The 16816-nt window shown below is 56.6% G+C and carries 16 protein-coding genes; 8 read left to right on the top strand and 8 right to left on the bottom strand.

All coding sequences use genetic code 11. The annotated features are described in order from the left end of the window. Positions 1 to 133: 133 nt before the first annotated feature. From PO881_RS12820 to yeiP, 3 genes are all read right to left on the bottom strand, one after another. The gene (locus PO881_RS12820; RefSeq protein ID WP_176972348.1) at positions 134 to 841 is read right to left on the bottom strand and encodes a phosphatase PAP2 family protein; all 708 of its coding nucleotides are present in this window, start codon (positions 839 to 841) and stop codon (positions 134 to 136) included. Between the two features lie 44 nt (positions 842 to 885). Further along, complete coding sequence (locus PO881_RS12815) at positions 886 to 1860, bottom strand: GTP-binding protein (RefSeq protein ID WP_192411497.1); 975 nt, start codon at positions 1858 to 1860, stop codon at positions 886 to 888. 106 nt (positions 1861 to 1966) lie between these two features. Further along, positions 1967 to 2542 carry an elongation factor P-like protein YeiP gene (gene yeiP, locus PO881_RS12810; RefSeq protein WP_008105009.1) on the bottom strand — a complete coding sequence of 192 codons (576 nt, stop codon included), beginning with the start codon at positions 2540 to 2542 and terminating at the stop codon, positions 1967 to 1969. 152 nt (positions 2543 to 2694) lie between these two features. Here yeiP and PO881_RS12805 point away from each other — a divergent pair, with 152 nt between their 5' ends. The 4 genes from PO881_RS12805 (at position 2695) to fruA (ending at position 7007) form a co-directional block, all read left to right on the top strand. Then, positions 2695 to 2949, top strand: coding sequence for a YkgJ family cysteine cluster protein (locus tag PO881_RS12805; RefSeq protein ID WP_280172900.1), 255 nt, complete (start codon positions 2695 to 2697; stop codon positions 2947 to 2949). 278 nt (positions 2950 to 3227) lie between these two features. Further along, a complete protein-coding gene (gene fruB / locus PO881_RS12800) occupies positions 3228 to 4358 on the top strand; it encodes a fused PTS fructose transporter subunit IIA/HPr protein (RefSeq protein ID WP_280171884.1) in 1131 nt (376 codons plus the stop codon). Further along, on the top strand, positions 4355 to 5293 hold the full coding sequence (gene fruK, locus PO881_RS12795) for a 1-phosphofructokinase (RefSeq protein WP_101763702.1): 939 nt from the start codon (positions 4355 to 4357) through the stop codon (positions 5291 to 5293). Before fruB ends, fruK begins: the two co-directional genes overlap by 4 nt. Positions 5294 to 5309: 16 nt before the next feature. After that, positions 5310 to 7007 (top strand): PTS fructose transporter subunit IIBC, encoded by a 1698-nt coding sequence (fruA, locus tag PO881_RS12790; protein WP_277973817.1) that lies wholly within the window; start codon positions 5310 to 5312, stop codon positions 7005 to 7007. Between the two features lie 55 nt (positions 7008 to 7062). Here the strand turns inward: fruA and nfo are convergent, their stop codons facing one another. Further along, positions 7063 to 7908 (bottom strand): deoxyribonuclease IV, encoded by an 846-nt coding sequence (gene nfo, locus PO881_RS12785; RefSeq protein WP_101763704.1) that lies wholly within the window; start codon positions 7906 to 7908, stop codon positions 7063 to 7065. Between the two features lie 57 nt (positions 7909 to 7965). Beyond that, positions 7966 to 9009 (bottom strand): YeiH family putative sulfate export transporter, encoded by a 1044-nt coding sequence (locus PO881_RS12780; RefSeq protein WP_280171883.1) that lies wholly within the window; start codon positions 9007 to 9009, stop codon positions 7966 to 7968. A 139-nt stretch (positions 9010 to 9148) separates the two neighbouring features. On the opposite strand from PO881_RS12780, the gene yieE reads away from it, so the two are divergent. The 4 genes from yieE to PO881_RS12760 all read left to right on the top strand — a co-directional run bounded on the left by yieE (position 9149) and on the right by PO881_RS12760 (position 13652). After that, positions 9149 to 10015: a DNA-binding transcriptional regulator YeiE gene (gene yieE, locus PO881_RS12775; protein ID WP_101763706.1), complete on the top strand. Its 867-nt coding sequence runs from the start codon at positions 9149 to 9151 to the stop codon at positions 10013 to 10015. 136 nt (positions 10016 to 10151) lie between these two features. Then, entirely contained in the window at positions 10152 to 11618 is a 1467-nt protein-coding gene (locus PO881_RS12770; protein WP_101763707.1) for an amino acid permease, read from the top strand. Positions 11619 to 11787: 169 nt separating this feature from the next. Continuing rightward, positions 11788 to 12867: an iron ABC transporter permease gene (locus tag PO881_RS12765; RefSeq protein WP_101763708.1), complete on the top strand. Its 1080-nt coding sequence runs from the start codon at positions 11788 to 11790 to the stop codon at positions 12865 to 12867. Then, a complete protein-coding gene (locus tag PO881_RS12760) occupies positions 12867 to 13652 on the top strand; it encodes an ABC transporter ATP-binding protein (protein WP_110866609.1) in 786 nt (261 codons plus the stop codon). Before PO881_RS12765 ends, PO881_RS12760 begins: the two co-directional genes overlap by 1 nt. 190 nt (positions 13653 to 13842) lie before the next feature. Here PO881_RS12760 and fghA read toward each other — a convergent pair whose 3' ends face one another. From fghA to PO881_RS12745, 3 genes are all read right to left on the bottom strand, one after another. After that, positions 13843 to 14685, bottom strand: coding sequence for an S-formylglutathione hydrolase (fghA, locus tag PO881_RS12755; RefSeq protein WP_277977214.1), 843 nt, complete (start codon positions 14683 to 14685; stop codon positions 13843 to 13845). A 12-nt stretch (positions 14686 to 14697) separates the two neighbouring features. Then, on the bottom strand, positions 14698 to 15822 hold the full coding sequence (locus PO881_RS12750; RefSeq protein ID WP_064739274.1) for an S-(hydroxymethyl)glutathione dehydrogenase/class III alcohol dehydrogenase: 1125 nt from the start codon (positions 15820 to 15822) through the stop codon (positions 14698 to 14700). Between the two features lie 67 nt (positions 15823 to 15889). After that, the gene (locus PO881_RS12745) at positions 15890 to 16801 is read right to left on the bottom strand and encodes a LysR family transcriptional regulator (RefSeq protein WP_101763711.1); all 912 of its coding nucleotides are present in this window, start codon (positions 16799 to 16801) and stop codon (positions 15890 to 15892) included. Between the last annotated feature and the right edge of the window lie 15 nt (positions 16802 to 16816).

The raw sequence follows: 16816 nt of genomic DNA, 5'->3' as shown, positions 1-16816 counted from the left end.
AGGCTATTGTTCCGCGTTTTTCATCATAATCTTTTCTTTTACCTGAATAATGTTAGTTTGCTAATAGTTTATTCAAGTTTTAAATAAGCGCGAGCGACTGACTTTTTGTTCTATGATCACTCGCGCTTAACAATTACGTGCGCGGCTTATATTTGCCCGGCAACGAACGGTTCAGCCAATTCACCAGCTTGTCGCTGAAGGGCGTTAACAGGCACCAGCTCATGCCAACCAGCACCACTGACAACGAACCCACAGCGATATCAGTAAACCAGTGCGCACCCGCCATCACACGTGGCAGAGCAAACACCACGGTAATCATTAAACCCACCAGAAACGCGCGGAAGCCGAAATAGCGCCACATAAAGCAGGTGAAGATCATCAGCATCATGCCGTGGTCGCCAGGGAAGCTATCTTTCGAGGCATCTTTGGCCGGGATGCCGGTCAGTTCGCTTACGCGATGCACATTCTCAAAGAACAGCGTTGGGCTGGAGTGCTGTACCGGCAGCAGATGACCGAGTTGGTTCAGTACTACCGCGCTCAGCAGCATCGTGATGCCAATGGCCAGCAAACGGCGGCGACCTTGCGGCGTCTCGCGACGCCAGTAGCTTAAATAGAGCAAACCCATAGCCAACAGCGAAACCACATCGAAACCGCGGAAGTTAGTGATGGCCACTAACAGTGCGAAACCGTGATGATCAACCATCTGGTCATTGAAGCCATAAAAGATGGCTTTATCGATACCAAACCAGAAGCCGTGATCCGGCGGCAGGTACCATGAAAGGAAAAGCATCACGCCCAGCGCATTCAGCAGCAGGATGGTGATTAATCGAGAAGCGCGCATAGAAAATAGACTCAAAGTGAAAACAACGGGGCAACCTAACGCATCTAATTTAAACGAATCTTCAACAAAGCGGTCTGCAAAAGGTTCCAGTCAGCAGGCTGATGATGAATCAATTCGATGCGGCTATCAGGCGGTGTAGTAGGGCGGGTTTCTATAAACAAATCGTCGCCCTGGCGATTGATATTCACTAAACCATCGGCAGTACGCAACACACCTTTAACGCGATCAACCGGCGCATGCCTTGCCCACTCTAGCGCTTTGATCGTATCAAACACGGTTTCACCATCGAAAATCCAGCCACAGGAAGCATAGCCCTGGCCTTCATTTAGCGCACGACGCCAGCGCGCCTGGCCATCCAGTTTCAGCGCGGCCAAGCCTTGTGGACGTGAATTCTGGTGGTGATGTGCTGCATCGGGAACCGCACGATCCGCCAAGGCGGGTTGAGTCAACAGCGCGGGATCGATGCGTCCCCACGCCGCTTCCACCAGCTGACGCTCGCCCAAAAATTGCTGTTGCCAGGTGTGTAAACGCTGACGATCATCATCGTTCCAGCGGTCGCTTTTGTTCGCCACGATGATATCGGCCGCCACCAGCTGATCGCGGAAATTCTCATTCTCCACTACGCGTGCGTCGGCAAGCTGGCGCGGATCGAGCAGCGTTAAGGTGGCATCCACCTGAATCCAGGGTTGATAGACGGCAGCACGCAGCATATTCAGCAGCTGTTTGGGATGGCCAAGGCCGGTGGGTTCGATAATCAGACGATCGGGTTTAGCCTGTTTCAGCAGCATGTTCAGCCCAACCTGCAGCGGCAAGCCGTTAACGCAGCACATGCAGCCGCCGGGAATCTCTTTCAGCGTGGCACCGCGATCGGCGAGCAGTGCGCCGTCGATGCCAATTTCGCCAAATTCGTTGACCAGAATCGCCCAGTTTTCATCCGCGGGTTTATTGGCTAACAGATGCAGCAGAGTGGTGGTTTTTCCGCTGCCGAGAAATCCGGTGATGAGGTTTACGCGCGTCACAAAAGGGCTCCCAAAAAAAGAGAATAAATCGCACGCGGATGAGAGGCATCCGGCGCGCACGGCCTTGTTATACTATAACAATCACCGGGCGCCGGACGGAAGCACGTTATGAATCAGCGCGTCCCATATAACGACGTTCCGCAATATGAATGCGGATGCGATCGCCATTGCTCAGGTATTCCGGCACCTGAATGGATAAGCCGGTGCTCATGCCTGCGGGTTTGGAGCGAGCGCTGGCGGAGGCGCCTTTAATGCCCGGCGAGGTATCAACAATTTCCATATCGACGGTTTGTGGCAGTTCAAGCGCCAAGACCTGGCCATCCATCGTCAGCACCTGAATGCCGGGAATGCCACCTTCAGGAATAAACAGTAGCTCTTCTTCAATTTGCTCTTTTTTGAAGTTGTACGGCGTGTAGTCTTCGTCATCCATAAACACATACTCATCACCATCTATATAAGAGAAGGTGACGGCGCGGCGGCTAAGCGAAATGGCGTCAATAATATCGTCGCCTTTGAAGCGCTCTTCCACTTTCAGGCCGGTGCGGACATCGGTAAAACGCATTTTATAGAGCGTCGCGGCACCGCGAGCACTTGGGCTCTGTACATCAATGTCTTTCACCAGCAACAGTTTGCCGTTCCAGGTGACAGCCATCCCTTTTTTGATTTCATTTGCCTTTGGCATGGTGGTTTTCTCGCTGACAGGAGGTTAATGCGCGTCACGTTACTCGCGCGGCGAAAAACTGGCAAGTCAGCCAATGTAAAATTGTTGCCGGTGCATGGCATTCGCGGTCTGGGACTGTTATTGTCGCGGCGAATTGTCTGCAGGAGCGCATGATGTTTTGTCGTGACCAGTGCGGTGCCTGTTGCACAGCCCCCTCAATCTCGTCCCCGATTCCTGGCATGCCGCACGGCAAGCCGGCCAACACGCGTTGCGTGCAGCTTGATGAGCAACAGCGTTGCAAAATCTTTGGTTCACCGCTGCGTCCGGCGGTCTGTGCCGGCTTACAGCCCAGCGCCGAAATGTGCGGCAGAAGCCGTGATAGCGCCATGACATTTCTGCTTAAACTGGAAGCCGATACGGCGCCCTGAAGCACTGCTGACGCATAGCTGAAGAATTGGGCTTAGTGCCGTTGGTCTGTACAGCAAAAGCATCAGCCTGCCTGCCGGTAAAAATCTTAAATCCAACATGAAGTGTGCGGAACGTCAAAAATCTGCTACTCAGATCGCGCATTTTCTTGCCTGCTGTACGTGGCTGTACCATATTCCCTGAAACGTTTCAGCGTTGTCACTCCGGCTAAGTCCGCGATGCACAGCAGCTTTTTTCACCATCTAGCTGAAACGATTCAATACAGCAAGCGAGGAGAGATATGTTCCAGCTCAAAGTTCAGGCCATTCATACCGGTGCTAGCGCACAGAATAAAGAAGAGGCCATTCGTCAGGTTGCCGCTGCGTTAACCGCTGCAGGCAATGTGGCCGAAGGCTACGTTAACGGCATGCTGGCGCGCGAACAGCAAACCACCACTTTCCTGGGTAACGGCATCGCCATTCCGCACGGCACCACCGACACCCGCGACCTGGTGCTGAAAACCGGTGTCCAGGTTTATCAGTTCCCGCAGGGCGTGGATTGGGGCGAAGGGCAAACGGCGTATGTGGCGATCGGTATTGCCGCTAAATCGGATGAACACCTCGCGTTGCTGCGCCAGCTCACTCACGTATTAAGTGATGACAGCATTGCTGAACAGCTGAAAACCGCCTCGGCGGAAGATCTGCGTGCGCTGCTGATGGGCGAAAACCAGGCCGCAGAATTCAAATTCGATACCTCGCTGATTGCCGTTGATGTGGCGGCCAGCGATTTAATCACGTTACAGGCACTGAACGCCGGACGTCTGCAGGCTGCAGGCGCGGTGGACGCGTCATTTATTGCTGACGTGATTTCCCGCGCCCCACTGAGCCTCGGTCAGGGCATCTGGCTGAGCGACAGCGCCAACGGCAATCTCGGCAGCGCAGTGGCCGTAAGCCGCGCGGCAGCGCCATTCCAGCATCAGGGCGAAAACGTCGCGCTGTTGCTGACCGTGGCGGCTAACGATCAGCGTCCGCTGGAAGTGCTGGGCTATCTCAGCAACCTGCTGCTCAGCAACAAAGCTGAACGTCTGCTGAAGGCCGATGCCGCCGGTATTCTGGCGCTGCTGACCAGCGAAGTCGATGAAGCTGCCGAGCTGCTGACCGCTGAATTCACCATCCGCAACGAACACGGTCTGCACGCGCGTCCGGGCACGGCGCTGGTGACCGTCATCAAACAGTTCAACAGCGACATCACCGTAACTAATCTCGATGGCAGCGGTAAGCCTGCTAACGGCCGCAGCCTGATGAAAGTCGTTGCGCTCGGTGTGAAAAAAGGCCATCGCCTGCGCTTCACCGCCAGCGGCGAAGATGCACAGCAGGCGCTGAACGCAATTGAAGAAGCGATCAATTCTGGTTTAGGCGAGGGGGTTGCATGAGCCGTCGTGTCGCAACAATTACCTTAAACCCGGCTTACGATCTGGTCGGATACACGCCAGAAATTGAGCGCGGCGAAGTTAACCTGGTGAAAACCACCGGCCTGCACGCGGCGGGTAAAGGCATCAACGTTGCCAAAGTGCTGAAGGATCTCGGTATCGATGTCACCGTCGGCGGTTTCCTCGGCAAAGAGAATCAGGACGGCTTTCAGCAGCTGTTCAGCGAACTCGGCATCGCCAACCGTTTTCAGGTGGTGCAGGGCCGTACGCGTATTAACGTTAAGCTGACCGAAAAAGACGGCGATGTGACCGACCTGAATTTCTCTGGCTTTGAGGTCACCGCGCAGGATTGGGAGCGCTTCACCGCCGATTCTCTGACCTGGCTCGGACAGTTCGATATGGTGTGCGTCAGCGGCAGCTTGCCAGCCGGCGTGGCACCAGAAGCGTTCACTAAATGGATGAGCGATCTGCGCACGCTGTGCCCGTGCATCATCTTCGACAGCAGCCGCGAAGCGCTGGTCGCCGGTCTGAAAGCCGCGCCGTGGCTGGTGAAACCGAACCGCCGCGAGCTGGAGATTTGGGCTGGTCGCAAACTGCCTGCGCTGCAGGACGTGATCGGTGCTGCACATGAACTGCGTGAGCAAGGTATTGCGCACGTAGTGATTTCTCTCGGTGCGGAAGGTGCGCTGTGGGTGAATGCCTCCGGCGAATGGATCGCCAAACCGCCTGCCTGCGAAGTGGTCAGCACCGTCGGTGCCGGCGATTCGATGGTCGGCGGCCTGATTTACGGCTTGCTGATGCGTGAATCCAGCGAGCACACGCTGCGTCTGGCGACGGCAGTGGCGGCGATGGCCGTCAGCCAAAGCAACGTTGGCGTGAAAGATCGTACCCAGTTGGCCGCGATGATGGCGCGCGTCGACTTACAACCCGTTAACTAACAGCAGGAGAGCGATAATGAAAACGCTGCTGATAAAAGATTCTTCACTGGGACTGGCGTCAGGACATCTGGCGCTGGAACGTTTACGCGCGACGGCGGCACAAGCTGGCCTGACGCTGACCGATAATGCCGCCGAAGCAGAATTGGTGCTGGTTGCTGGCCACAATATGCCGCACGACGCAGAGCTGGCCGGTAAATCGCTGGCGCTGGTTGATGTGCAGCAAGCGCTGCGCGATCCGCTGGCGGCAATCAATCAAGCCAAAGCGAGTGCCAAAACCTGGCAGCCTGCGGCTGCAACCGCTGCCGCGCCAGTAGCTGCGCAGAGCGCTGCACAGAAACGCATTGTGGCGGTGACCGCCTGCCCAACCGGCGTGGCGCATACCTTTATGGCTGCTGAAGCTATTCAGGCCGAAGCGACCAAGCGTGGCTGGTGGGTGAAAGTCGAAACCCGTGGTTCTGTGGGCGCAGGCAACGCGATTACCCCAGAAGAAGTGGCGGCGGCCGATCTGGTGATCGTCGCGGCTGATATCGATGTGGATCTGGCGAAATTTGCCGGTAAGCCGATGTACCGCACCTCAACCAGTCTGGCGCTGAAGAAAACTGCGCAGGAGCTGGATAAAGCGCAGGCCGAAGCGAAAACCTATCAGCCGAGCAGCAATCAGGCTGCCAGCGCACAGGGCGACAGCAAAGAGAAAGCCGGTGCCTATCGTCACCTGCTGACTGGCGTTTCGTACATGCTGCCGATGGTGGTTGCCGGTGGTTTAAGCATCGCGCTGTCATTTGCCTTTGGTATCACCGCATTTAAAGAGCCGGGCACCTTAGCGGCTGCACTGATGCAGATCGGTGGCGGCAGCGCCTTCGCGCTGATGGTGCCGGTGTTAGCCGGTTTCATTGCCTTCTCGATTGCGGATCGTCCGGGTCTGACGCCTGGTTTGATTGGCGGTATGATCGCCACCAGCATTAACGCCGGTTTCCTGGGCGGTATCATCGCCGGTTTCATTGCCGGTTACGCTGCGAAAATGCTGAGCAGCAAAGTGAAACTGCCGCAGAGTATGGAAGCGCTGAAGCCGATTCTGATTATTCCGCTGGTGGCGAGTTTAATTACCGGTTTACTGATGATTTACGTGGTAGGTAAGCCGGTGGCGGGCATCATGACTGGCCTGACAACCTGGCTGGCCAATATGGGTACCGCGAACGCAGTGCTGCTGGGCGCGATTCTCGGTGGCATGATGTGTACCGACATGGGCGGTCCGGTGAACAAAGTGGCCTATGCGTTTGGTGTTGGTTTGCTGAGTTCACAAACCTACGCACCGATGGCGGCCATTATGGCAGCCGGTATGGTGCCACCGCTGGCGATGGGCCTGGCGACGCTGGTTGCGCGTCGTAAGTTCAACAAAGGTCAGCAGGAAGGTGGTAAAGCGGCGTTGGTGCTTGGGCTGTGCTTCATCTCTGAAGGTGCGATTCCGTTTGCGGCGCGTGATCCAATGCGTGTGCTGCCGTGCTGTATCATTGGCGGCGCGGTAACCGGTGCGATTTCCATGGCGATTGGCGCGAAACTGATGGCACCGCACGGTGGTCTGTTCGTCCTGCTGATTCCAGGCGCGATTACCCCAGTATTGGGTTATCTGCTGGCGATTGTGATTGGTACTGCGGTAGCGGGACTTGGCTACGCCATCCTGAAACGTCCGGAAGAAGAGCTGGTTAAAGCCGCGTAATCTTCGTCAGACATAAAAAAAGGGAGCTGCGGCTCCCTTTTGTTTAATCAGATAATTAACCCTGCTGCTCCGACTTCAACCACGCAATCTCATCCTTCCAGATATCCGGATTAATGGTTTCCAGAATCATGGGAATGCCGTCAAAACGTTTATCTTTCATCAGCCAGCTAAACGCGGTTTTGCCAATATTGCCTTCGCCCAGACTGTGATGGCGGTCGACGCGACTGCCCAGCGTGCTCTTGGCATCATTCAGGTGCATACCGCGCAGATACTGGAAACCAACGATGCGCTCAAAGTCGCTGAAGGTCTCGGCGCAGGCTTCTTCGGTACGCAGGTCGTAACCGCCCGCAAAGGCGTGGCAGGTATCAATGCACACGCCAACGCGCGACTTATCTTCCACGTGCTCAATAATGGTGGCGAGGTGCTCGAAGCGGAAACCGAGATTGCTGCCCTGACCGGCGGTGTTTTCGATCACCGCCACCACGCTGCTGGTTTTATCCAGCGCGATGTTGATCGATTCGGCGATACGCTTCAGGCAGGCTTCTTCTTCAATCTGCTTCAGATGGCTGCCCGGGTGGAAGTTCAGCAAGGTCAAACCCAACTGCTCGGCACGCTGCATCTCATCGAGGAAAGCCTCGCGCGATTTCTCCAGCGCTTCCATCACCGGATGGCCGAGGTTAATCAGATAGCTATCGTGCGGCAGAATCTGCGCGGAGGTGAAGTTGTAACGATCGCAGGCGGTTTTAAACGCATCGATCACTTCTCCTGACAGCGGTGCGGCTTTCCACTGGCGCTGATTTTTGGTGAACAGCGCAAAGGCTGTGGCTTCGAGTTCGTGGGCACGGATAACTGCCTGGTCCACGCCGCCTGATGCACTGACGTGTGCGCCGATATATTTCATGCCGCTCTCCTGATTGGGCGATTGCTGCTGCAAAGCTGCCCATCATAGCGGATGCGGTTACGCCATGAAATGTTGCACCAGCACATTGAGTGCTCCGCCGCCGAGAATTAACCAGCCAAACATCACCAATCCCAGCAGCAAGGGTTTACAGCCAGCCTGTTTCAGGGCGCTGAAGCGCGTAGTCAAACCCAGCGCAGCCATCGCCATCGCCAGCAGCAGATTGGCCAGCTGATTCAGCGTGCTAACAATATTGGCAGGCAGCAGATGCAGCGAGTTAAACAGCGCCACCACAATAAACAGCAGCGCGAACCAGGGAAAACGAATCGCTTGTTGCTGTGCGTTGTGGCTACGCTGACGTTTCAGCCAGCTTCCCAGCATCAGCAAGAAGGGCGCTAACATCATCACGCGCAGCATTTTGGCAATCACGGCGGTGTTTTCGGCCTCGGCACCCATCGCGTGTCCTGCCGCAACGACCTGCGCTACTTCATGCAACGTCGAACCCGTGAAGATTCCGAAATGTTCCGCGCTAACTGTTGGCAGCAGCGACCACAGCAGCGGATAGAGGACGATACCGAGGGTACCAAACAGCACCACAGTCGCAACAGCCACCGCCACTTTTGACGGCGCAGCCTTAACGATAGGTTCACTCGCCAGCACCGCCGCCGCGCCACAAATGCTGCTGCCCGCCCCAATCAGCCACACGGTTTCGCGATCCATCTTCAGCAGACGAATGCCGATAAAACAGGTTAGCAGGAAAGTGGAGCTGAGAACCATCGCATCAATCAATACGCCGCTAAGACCGACATCAGCAATCTGCTGCACGGTAATACGAAAGCCATACAGGATGATGCCGAGGCGCAGCAAGCGCTGTTTCGCCAGCATTACGCCGCTGTCACAGGCGCCGGCCATCTGCGGATAAAGGGTGTTACCGAGCACGATGCCCAAAATAATCGCTAACGTCAGCGCACCGAATCCGGCCCCCGCCAACCACGACTGATTGCTTAACCACGCCGCGGTACCGGCAATCGCCACGGTCAACAGCAAACCCGGCAGCCAGTGATGTAGATGAAACGGGGTTTTATTCACGCTTAACTCAGCCATACTTTCCTCCTGTAGGGGTACCATTCCTGGCGACCTTCTAACATTCAATCTCTGCCTCAAGCCTGCGCTGCGCTGGTATAAAAGTAAAATTGATAATATATTTATAATTAACCAGAATAAGTAATATAAAGAGAACCGCATGCACATTACGTTGCGCCAGATTGAAGTGTTTACCGAAGTGCTGAAGAGCGGCTCGACGACGCAGGCCTCGCAGGTGCTGGCGCTGTCGCAGTCGGCGGTGAGCGCCGCGTTAGCAGATTTGGAAAACCAACTCGGTGTGCAGCTGTTTGACCGCGTCGGTAAGCGGTTGGTGGTGAATGAGCATGGCCGTTTACTCTATCCGCGCGCCGTGGGTTTGATGGAGCAGGCGGGCGAAATCGAACAGCTGTTTAAGGAAGATAACGGGGCGATTCGCCTGTTCGCCAGCAGCACCATCGGTAATTACCTGCTGCCGGGCATGATCGCCGCCTATCGCCGCGATTTCCCGGCGTTGCCGCTGGAGCTGAGCGTCGGCAACAGTCAGGATGCAATTAATGCGGTGGCGGATTTCCGCGTCGATATCGGTTTGATCGAAGGTCCGTGCCACGAGCTGGATATTATCAGCGAGCCGTGGCTGGAAGATGAGCTGGTGGTGTTTGCCGCGCCGGATGCCGCCATCCTGCAGCAGCCGATTACGCTGGAAGCGCTCGCCGCCGCGCCGTGGATTCTACGCGAGCGCGGTTCAGGCACGCGCGAGATCGTTGATTATCTGCTGCTGTCGCATCTGCCACAGTTTCAGCTCGGCATGGAGTTAGGCAATTCAGAGGCGATTAAACACGCGGTGCGTCACGGCATGGGCATCAGCTGTTTGTCGCGGCGGGTGATTGAGGATCTGCTGGAAGCCGGCACGCTGGTGGAAGTCGCGATCCCATTGCCGCGCCTGACGCGCACGCTGTATCGCATCCATCATCGACAGAAGCATGTGTCCAAAGCTTTAAGCCGTTTCCTGTCGTATTGCCGTGAATAATCACAGCGCTGATCACGCTGCGGCTAATAATTCCCGGCCGATCATGAAGGTAACTAATAACCCGACGTGAATGCTATACAGCTTGGGGCTAGCTGCTACAATCTCGCCTCATTTTTATCCAGCATAGCGTTTACACATGCATAATGACTCAAAAACAACACAACAACCTGGATTGCGCCGTGAATTAAAAGCGCGTCATCTCACCATGATCGCCATTGGTGGTTCCATCGGTACCGGCCTGTTTGTCGCCTCGGGTGCCACCATTTCTCAGGCCGGACCTGGCGGCGCGCTGCTCTCCTATGCGCTCATCGGCCTGATGGTTTACTTCCTGATGACCAGCCTCGGCGAACTCGCGGCCTTTATGCCGGTTTCTGGCTCCTTCTCCACCTACGGTTCAAAATATGTTGAAGAAGGCTTCGGCTTCGCGCTGGGCTGGAACTATTGGTACAACTGGGCGGTGACCATCGCCGTTGACCTCGTCGCCTCACAGTTAGTGATGAACTACTGGTTCCCGGACACGCCCGGCTGGATCTGGAGCGCACTGTTCCTTGGCCTGATGTTCCTGCTCAACTACATCTCAGTCAAAGGCTTCGGCGAAGCGGAATATTGGTTCTCGCTGATCAAAGTGACCACCGTCATCATCTTTATTGTGGTTGGCGTGTTGATGATCACCGGCATCATGCGCGGCGCAGAAAACGCCGGCTGGCATAACTGGACCGTGGGCGAAGCGCCGTTCGCCGGTGGTTTTGCCGCGATGATAGGCGTGGCGATGATCGTTGGCTTCTCCTTCCAGGGCACCGAGCTGATCGGTATCGCGGCCGGTGAATCTGAGGATCCGGCGAAGAACATTCCGCGTGCGGTGCGTCAGGTATTCTGGCGAATTCTGCTGTTCTATATCTTCGCTATTCTAATCATTAGCCTGATTCTGCCGTACACCGATCCGAAGCTGCTGCATAACGATGTCACCGATATCGCCATCAGCCCGTTCACGCTGGTGTTCCAGAATGCCGGTCTGCTCTCGGCGGCAGCGGTAATGAACGCGGTGATTCTGACGGCAGTACTGTCGGCGGGTAACTCCGGCATGTACGCCTCAACGCGTATGCTGTTCAACCTGGCACGCGAAGGTAAAGCGCCACGCATTTTCGGCAAGCTTTCGAAAGGTGGCGTGCCGCGTAACGCGCTGATTGCTACCACTGTGGTGGCGGGATTGTGCTTCCTGAGCTCGAAATTTGGTAACCAGGAAGTTTACCTGTGGCTACTGAACACCTCAGGCATGACCGGTTTCATCGCCTGGTTGGGTATCGCCATCAGCCATTACCGTTTCCGTCGCGGTTATATCGCTCAGGGCCACAATCTTGCCGATTTGCCGTACCGTTCGGGCTTCTTCCCGCTGGGACCGATTTTCGCCTTTATTCTGTGTTTGATCATCACACTGGGTCAGAACTATCAGGCGTTCCTTGCTGACCGCATTGATTGGTATGGCGTGGCCGCAACCTATATTGGTCTGCCGCTGTTCCTGATTATTTGGTTGGGCTACAAGCTGACACGCGGTTCGCGCTTCGTGAAATACAGCGAGATGGAGTTCCCGACGTTTAAAGAGTAGTCATACCCTTGCGCGATAAATCGCGCCGCTACGAATAAGGTGCACGTGTAGTAGCGGCGCAATTTATTGCGCATTGTTTTGGATTTTGTTACTCAGATTGAATTGATAATTATTATCACCTGCACTATTGTGGCTGCCGTTATGATTTCGACAAGAAACGGGTAGAACAATGCGTACCACCGACGCCACGCTGCTGGCGGAAAACGGCCTCGAAACCGACACCATGACGCGTTATCGTCAGGTACTGCGCCAGCGATTGATGTTAATTGGCGTGCTGGCGCTGGCGATATTAGCGTCAGTGATTCTTGATTTCACCCTCGGCCCGGCTGGGCTCTCCCTCGACACCTTATGGCAAACGCTGACGCATCCCGATGCGGTCGATGCGGGCACCCGCGTGATTGTCTGGGATATTCGTTTACCGTACGCCTTGATGGCGGTGGTGGTGGGCTTCTCGCTCGGCCTTGCCGGTGCAGAGATGCAAACCATCCTGAATAACCCGCTTGCCAGCCCGTTTACGCTCGGCGTTTCGTCGGCGGCGGCCTTTGGTGCGGCGCTGGCCATCGTTCTTGGTATCGGCATTCCTGGCGTGCCGGATCAGTGGTTTATCTCCGCCAACGCGTTTGTGTTTGCGCTATTTGCCGCCTTGATGCTGGATGGCGTGACGCGCTGGACCAAAGTTTCGACCTCTGGCGTGGTGCTGTTTGGTATCGCGCTGGTGTTCACCTTCAACGCATTAGTCTCAATGATGCAGTTCATCGCCAGCGAAGATACTTTGCAGGGCCTGGTGTTCTGGACCATGGGCAGCCTCGCGCGCGCCTCGTGGGAAAAGCTCGGCGTATTAACCGCTGCTTTTGCCATCCTGATTCCGTTCTCGATGCTTAGCAGCTGGAAGCTGACCGCGCTGCGCCTCGGCGAAGATCGCGCGGTGAGTTTTGGTATCGACGTGCGCCGTCTGCGCCTGGCAACGCTGCTGCGCATCAGTATTCTCTCTGCGCTGGCGGTGGCGTTTGTCGGCCCAATTGGTTTCATCGGTCTGGTCGCGCCGCACATTGCGCGCATGATGTTTGGTGAAGATCACCGCTATTACCTGCCAGCCAGCGCGCTGGTCGGTGCGCTGGTGCTGTCGCTGGCTTCGGTGGCGTCGAAAAACCTGATTCCCGGCGTGATCATTCCGGTGGGAATTGTGACGTCGCTGGTCGGCGTGCCGTTCTTCCTCAGCATTATTCTGCGTCATCGGGGGACGGTGTAATGGAGCAGGGATTACGTCTTAAGCATTTCTCCGCCGGTTATCCGAAGCGCAAGGTGATTGACGATCTCAACGTGCCGGAGCTGCCGCAGGGCAAAATCACCGTGTTGCTTGGCCCCAACGGCTGCGGCAAATCGACGCTGTTGCGCGCGCTGGCTGGTTTGGGCAAAGGGCAGGGCGAGCTGTGGCTGAACGGTGAAGAGCTGATGAGCCAGCCGTTTGCGCGCCGGGCGCAGCGTGTGGTTTATCTGCCGCAAAGTTTGCCGGCGGGCGTGCATCTGCACGTGCTGGAGTCGATTATCGTGGCGCAGCGTGCGTCGGGTGGCTTGCACAGCGCCTCGAGCGAAGCGGAGATCATGCATCTACTCGAGCAGCTCGGCATCGCGCATTTAGCCATGCGTTATCTCGATCAGCTTTCGGGCGGGCAGAAGCAGTTGGTGGGTCTGGCGCAATCGCTGATTCGCCGTCCGGAACTTCTGCTGCTGGATGAACCGCTTAGCGCGCTGGATCTTAACTACCAGTTCCACGTGATGGATCTGGTGCGTCGTGAAACCCGGTTGCGCAATATTGTGACGGTGGTGGTGGTGCACGATATCAACATCGCGCTGCGTCATGCGGATCACGCGCTGATGCTGAAGGATGGCAATCTGCTGGCGGACGGCGAGCCGTCGCAGGTGATTACGCCGGAGACGTTGGCGCAGGTGTATGGCGTGCGCGGCCGTATCGAGCACTGCTCTCGCGGCATGCCGCAGGTGATGATCGACGGGCTGGCGGAGACGTTGGTGTAGTTAGGTAGGTGCACGCTGTCCCCCAATATGGTGCACGCAGTCCCCCTCCTCGGTCCTCCCCCATTAATGGGGGAGGAAGATGCTGCTATATGTGAGTTTGGAAGCTGCATGTGGCAGCGTCTCCTTCCCCCGTTTACGGGGGAAGGCCGGGATGGGGGGCAGCCAGCAGGATCTGGAACAGCCAGCACCATCACACCAACAAATGCTTCGCGTGGAAACGCAGATGATCTTCCACGAAGCTGGCGATAAAGAAGTAGCTATGGTCATAACCCGGCTGAATGCGTAGCTCCAGCGGGAAACCTTGCTCACGCGCCACCGCTTCCAGTCGCTCTGGACGCAGCTGATCGGCGAGGAACTGATCGCTATCCCCTTGATCAATCAGAATCGGCAAGCGCTGTTCCACGTCACGCATCAACAGGCAACTATCCCATTCACGCCACGTCTGACGATCTTCACCCAGGTATGCGGCAAAGGCCTTCTGCCCCCACGGCACTTCGGTAGGATTGACGATTGGCGCGAAGGCAGAAGCAGACGCAAAACGTCCGCCAAGACGCAATGCCAACACCAGCGCACCGTGACCGCCCATTGAATGACCCATCACCGACTGACGATCGCTCAGCTTAAAGTTATCCGCCACCAACTCCGGCAGCTCCGCGCTGAGGTAATCGAACATGCGGAAGTTCGCCGCCCACGGCTGCTGCGTGGCGTTGAGGTAGAAACCTGCGCCCTGGCCGAGATCGTAACCGCTGTCGTTCGCCACATCGTCACCGCGCGGGCTGGTGTCGGGCATAATCAGCACCAAACCCAGCTCCGCAGCCACGCGCTGGGCGCCGGCTTTGGTGGTGAAGTTTTCATCGCTGCAGGTCAATCCGGCGAGAAACCACACTACCGGCGGCGGTGCGTCACTCTGCGGCGGCGGCAGAAAAATACTGAAGGTCATCGGACAGTTCAGCACGGCCGACTGATGACGCCAGCGCTGCTGCCAGCCACCAAAGATGCGATGCTCTTCTAACAGCTCCAAAGTGGAAGCCATAACGTCTCCTGATTACTTAGTAAAATGCACCACCGTACGGATGGATTTCCCTTCATGCATCAGATCAAAGGCGTCGTTAATCTCTTCCAGCGGCAGGTTATGGGTGATGAAATCGTTCAGGGCGAATTTACCGTCGAGGTAATCCTGCACGATGCCCGGCAACTGTGAACGGCCTTTAACGCCACCAAAAGCGGAACCACGCCATACGCGACCGGTCACCAGCTGGAATGGACGGGTAGAAATCTCCTGGCCCGCGCCAGCCACGCCGATAATCACTGATTCGCCCCAACCTTTGTGGCAGCACTCCAGCGCCGAACGCATCACGTTAACGTTACCGATGCACTCGAAGGAGAAATCGACGCCGCCGTCGGTTAGTTCAACGATCACATCCTGAATCGGTTTATCGTGATCTTTCGGGTTGATCAGATCGGTTGCACCCAGTTTGCGCGCCAGATCGAATTTACTGGTGTTGAGATCGATACCGATGATGCGACCGGCTTTCGCCATCTTCGCGCCGATAATCGCCGACAAACCAATACCGCCGAGGCCGAAGATCGCCACGGTGTCGCCTTCTTTTACTTTGGCCGTGTTCATCACCGCGCCCATGCCGGTGGTGACGCCGCAGCCCAGCAGGCACACTTCTTCCAGAGGCGCTTCTTTGCTGATCACCGCCAGCGAGATTTCCGGTACCACGGTGTATTCAGAGAAGGTTGAGGTGCCCATGTAGTGGAAAATCGGCTTGCCGTCTTTGAAGAAGCGGGTGGTGCCGTCTGGCATCAAACCTTTGCCCTGGGTGGCGCGAATCGCCTGACACAGGTTGGTTTTGCCCGAGAGACAGAACTTACACTTGCCGCACTCTGGGGTGTAAAGCGGGATCACGTGGTCGCCGACGGCCACGCTGGTCACGCCTTCGCCCACCGCTTCCACCACGCCGCCGCCTTCGTGGCCGAGGATCGCCGGGAATACGCCTTCCGGATCTTGTCCCGACAAGGTGTAAGCATCGGTGTGGCACACGCCGGTGGCCACGATGCGCACCAGCACTTCACCTTTTTGCGGTGGCATCAGATCCACTTCTTCGATTTTCAGCGGTTCGCCAGCTGCCCAGGCAACGGCGGCGCGGGTTTTAATCATGTTCATGCAATCCCTCTTCCTGTAGATGCGGGGTAAGTGGCCCCGATGGTCGTGATGTCGATAAAACAGAAACTCACTCGGCAACGTGCAGCGGATGCCGCAACTCGTCGTTAACCGGGCGATCGTCAAACAGTTCAATAATCAAGTATTTCAGCGCTTCCACATTGGGTGTAAACGCATCGCGCCGCCACATCAGCCAGGTGGCGGTATCGCGGTAAGCAGGCGGTAGCGCATGTTCCTGCACGCGTGCGCGCGCCGGCATTTGTGCCAGCACCGAGGCGGGAATCATCGCCACGCCCGCGCCGCCGGCCACACACGCCACCATCGCGTGGTAAGACTGTATCTCCATCACGCTGCTCGGCGCGGTCTGGCTTTCGCGATACCAGGCTTCCAGCTTGGTGCGGTAGGAACAGCTGTTGCGGAAAGCAAACAGCGTGTCGCCTTGCACATCGCGCGCGCTGGCAATCGGCGCATGTTCCGGGCTGGTGATCAGCACCATCTGCTCATTAAAGGCAATGCAGCCGTTGAGATCGTCGTGCGCCACAGGGCCATCCACCAGCGCAGCGGCCAGCGTGCCTTCCCGCACTTTGTCGATGATTTCACCGGAAGTATTGGTGATCAGCGACAGTTCCACGGCGGGAAAACGCTGGTGATAGGCCGCCAGGAGGGCAGGGAGGCGCGTCGCGGCGGTGCTCTCCATCGAACCGAGCGCGAAATTGCCGCCCGGCTCACCGGCGCGCGCCATGTTCAGCGCTTCATCGCTCAATGCCAGGATGCGCTGCGCATAGTTAAGAAAATTGTGGCCCATCGGCGACAGGCGAATGCGTTGCTTCTCACGAATAAACAGATCAACGCCAATTTCATCTTCCAGCTGGCGCAGACGCGTGGTGAGATTGGAAGGTACGCGATGGAGTTGCTCGGCGGCACGCGCCAGCGAACCGGATTCGGCCACGGAGCAAAACATGCGGAGCTGTACTAAATCCATATTCTCTTCTCGTAA

Origin of the sequence: Pantoea sp. SS70 (assembly GCF_029866845.1) — a bacterium.
GTDB classification, from domain to species: Bacteria; Pseudomonadota; Gammaproteobacteria; order Enterobacterales; family Enterobacteriaceae; genus Pantoea; species Pantoea leporis.
Note: the sequence above shows the minus strand (reverse complement) of the source record. Positions and strands in the feature narration are given on the sequence as shown.

What these genes read in the sequence shown, in the direction of transcription:
- PO881_RS12820 (WP_176972348.1), bottom strand. Translation starts at nt 841, where the DNA reads ATGCGCGCTTCTCGATTAATCACCATCCTGCTGCTGAATGCGCTGGGC.
- yeiP (WP_008105009.1), bottom strand. Translation starts at nt 2,542, where the DNA reads ATGCCAAAGGCAAATGAAATCAAAAAAGGGATGGCTGTCACCTGGAAC.
- PO881_RS12805 (WP_280172900.1), top strand. Translation starts at nt 2,695, where the DNA reads ATGTTTTGTCGTGACCAGTGCGGTGCCTGTTGCACAGCCCCCTCAATC.
- fruB (WP_280171884.1), top strand. Translation starts at nt 3,228, where the DNA reads ATGTTCCAGCTCAAAGTTCAGGCCATTCATACCGGTGCTAGCGCACAG.
- fruK (WP_101763702.1), top strand. Translation starts at nt 4,355, where the DNA reads ATGAGCCGTCGTGTCGCAACAATTACCTTAAACCCGGCTTACGATCTG.
- fruA (WP_277973817.1), top strand. Translation starts at nt 5,310, where the DNA reads ATGAAAACGCTGCTGATAAAAGATTCTTCACTGGGACTGGCGTCAGGA.
- nfo (WP_101763704.1), bottom strand. Translation starts at nt 7,908, where the DNA reads ATGAAATATATCGGCGCACACGTCAGTGCATCAGGCGGCGTGGACCAG.
- PO881_RS12780 (WP_280171883.1), bottom strand. Translation starts at nt 9,009, where the DNA reads ATGGCTGAGTTAAGCGTGAATAAAACCCCGTTTCATCTACATCACTGG.
- yieE (WP_101763706.1), top strand. Translation starts at nt 9,149, where the DNA reads ATGCACATTACGTTGCGCCAGATTGAAGTGTTTACCGAAGTGCTGAAG.
- PO881_RS12770 (WP_101763707.1), top strand. Translation starts at nt 10,152, where the DNA reads ATGCATAATGACTCAAAAACAACACAACAACCTGGATTGCGCCGTGAA.
- PO881_RS12765 (WP_101763708.1), top strand. Translation starts at nt 11,788, where the DNA reads ATGCGTACCACCGACGCCACGCTGCTGGCGGAAAACGGCCTCGAAACC.
- PO881_RS12760 (WP_110866609.1), top strand. Translation starts at nt 12,867, where the DNA reads ATGGAGCAGGGATTACGTCTTAAGCATTTCTCCGCCGGTTATCCGAAG.
- fghA (WP_277977214.1), bottom strand. Translation starts at nt 14,685, where the DNA reads ATGGCTTCCACTTTGGAGCTGTTAGAAGAGCATCGCATCTTTGGTGGC.
- PO881_RS12750 (WP_064739274.1), bottom strand. Translation starts at nt 15,822, where the DNA reads ATGAACATGATTAAAACCCGCGCCGCCGTTGCCTGGGCAGCTGGCGAA.
- PO881_RS12745 (WP_101763711.1), bottom strand. Translation starts at nt 16,801, where the DNA reads ATGGATTTAGTACAGCTCCGCATGTTTTGCTCCGTGGCCGAATCCGGT.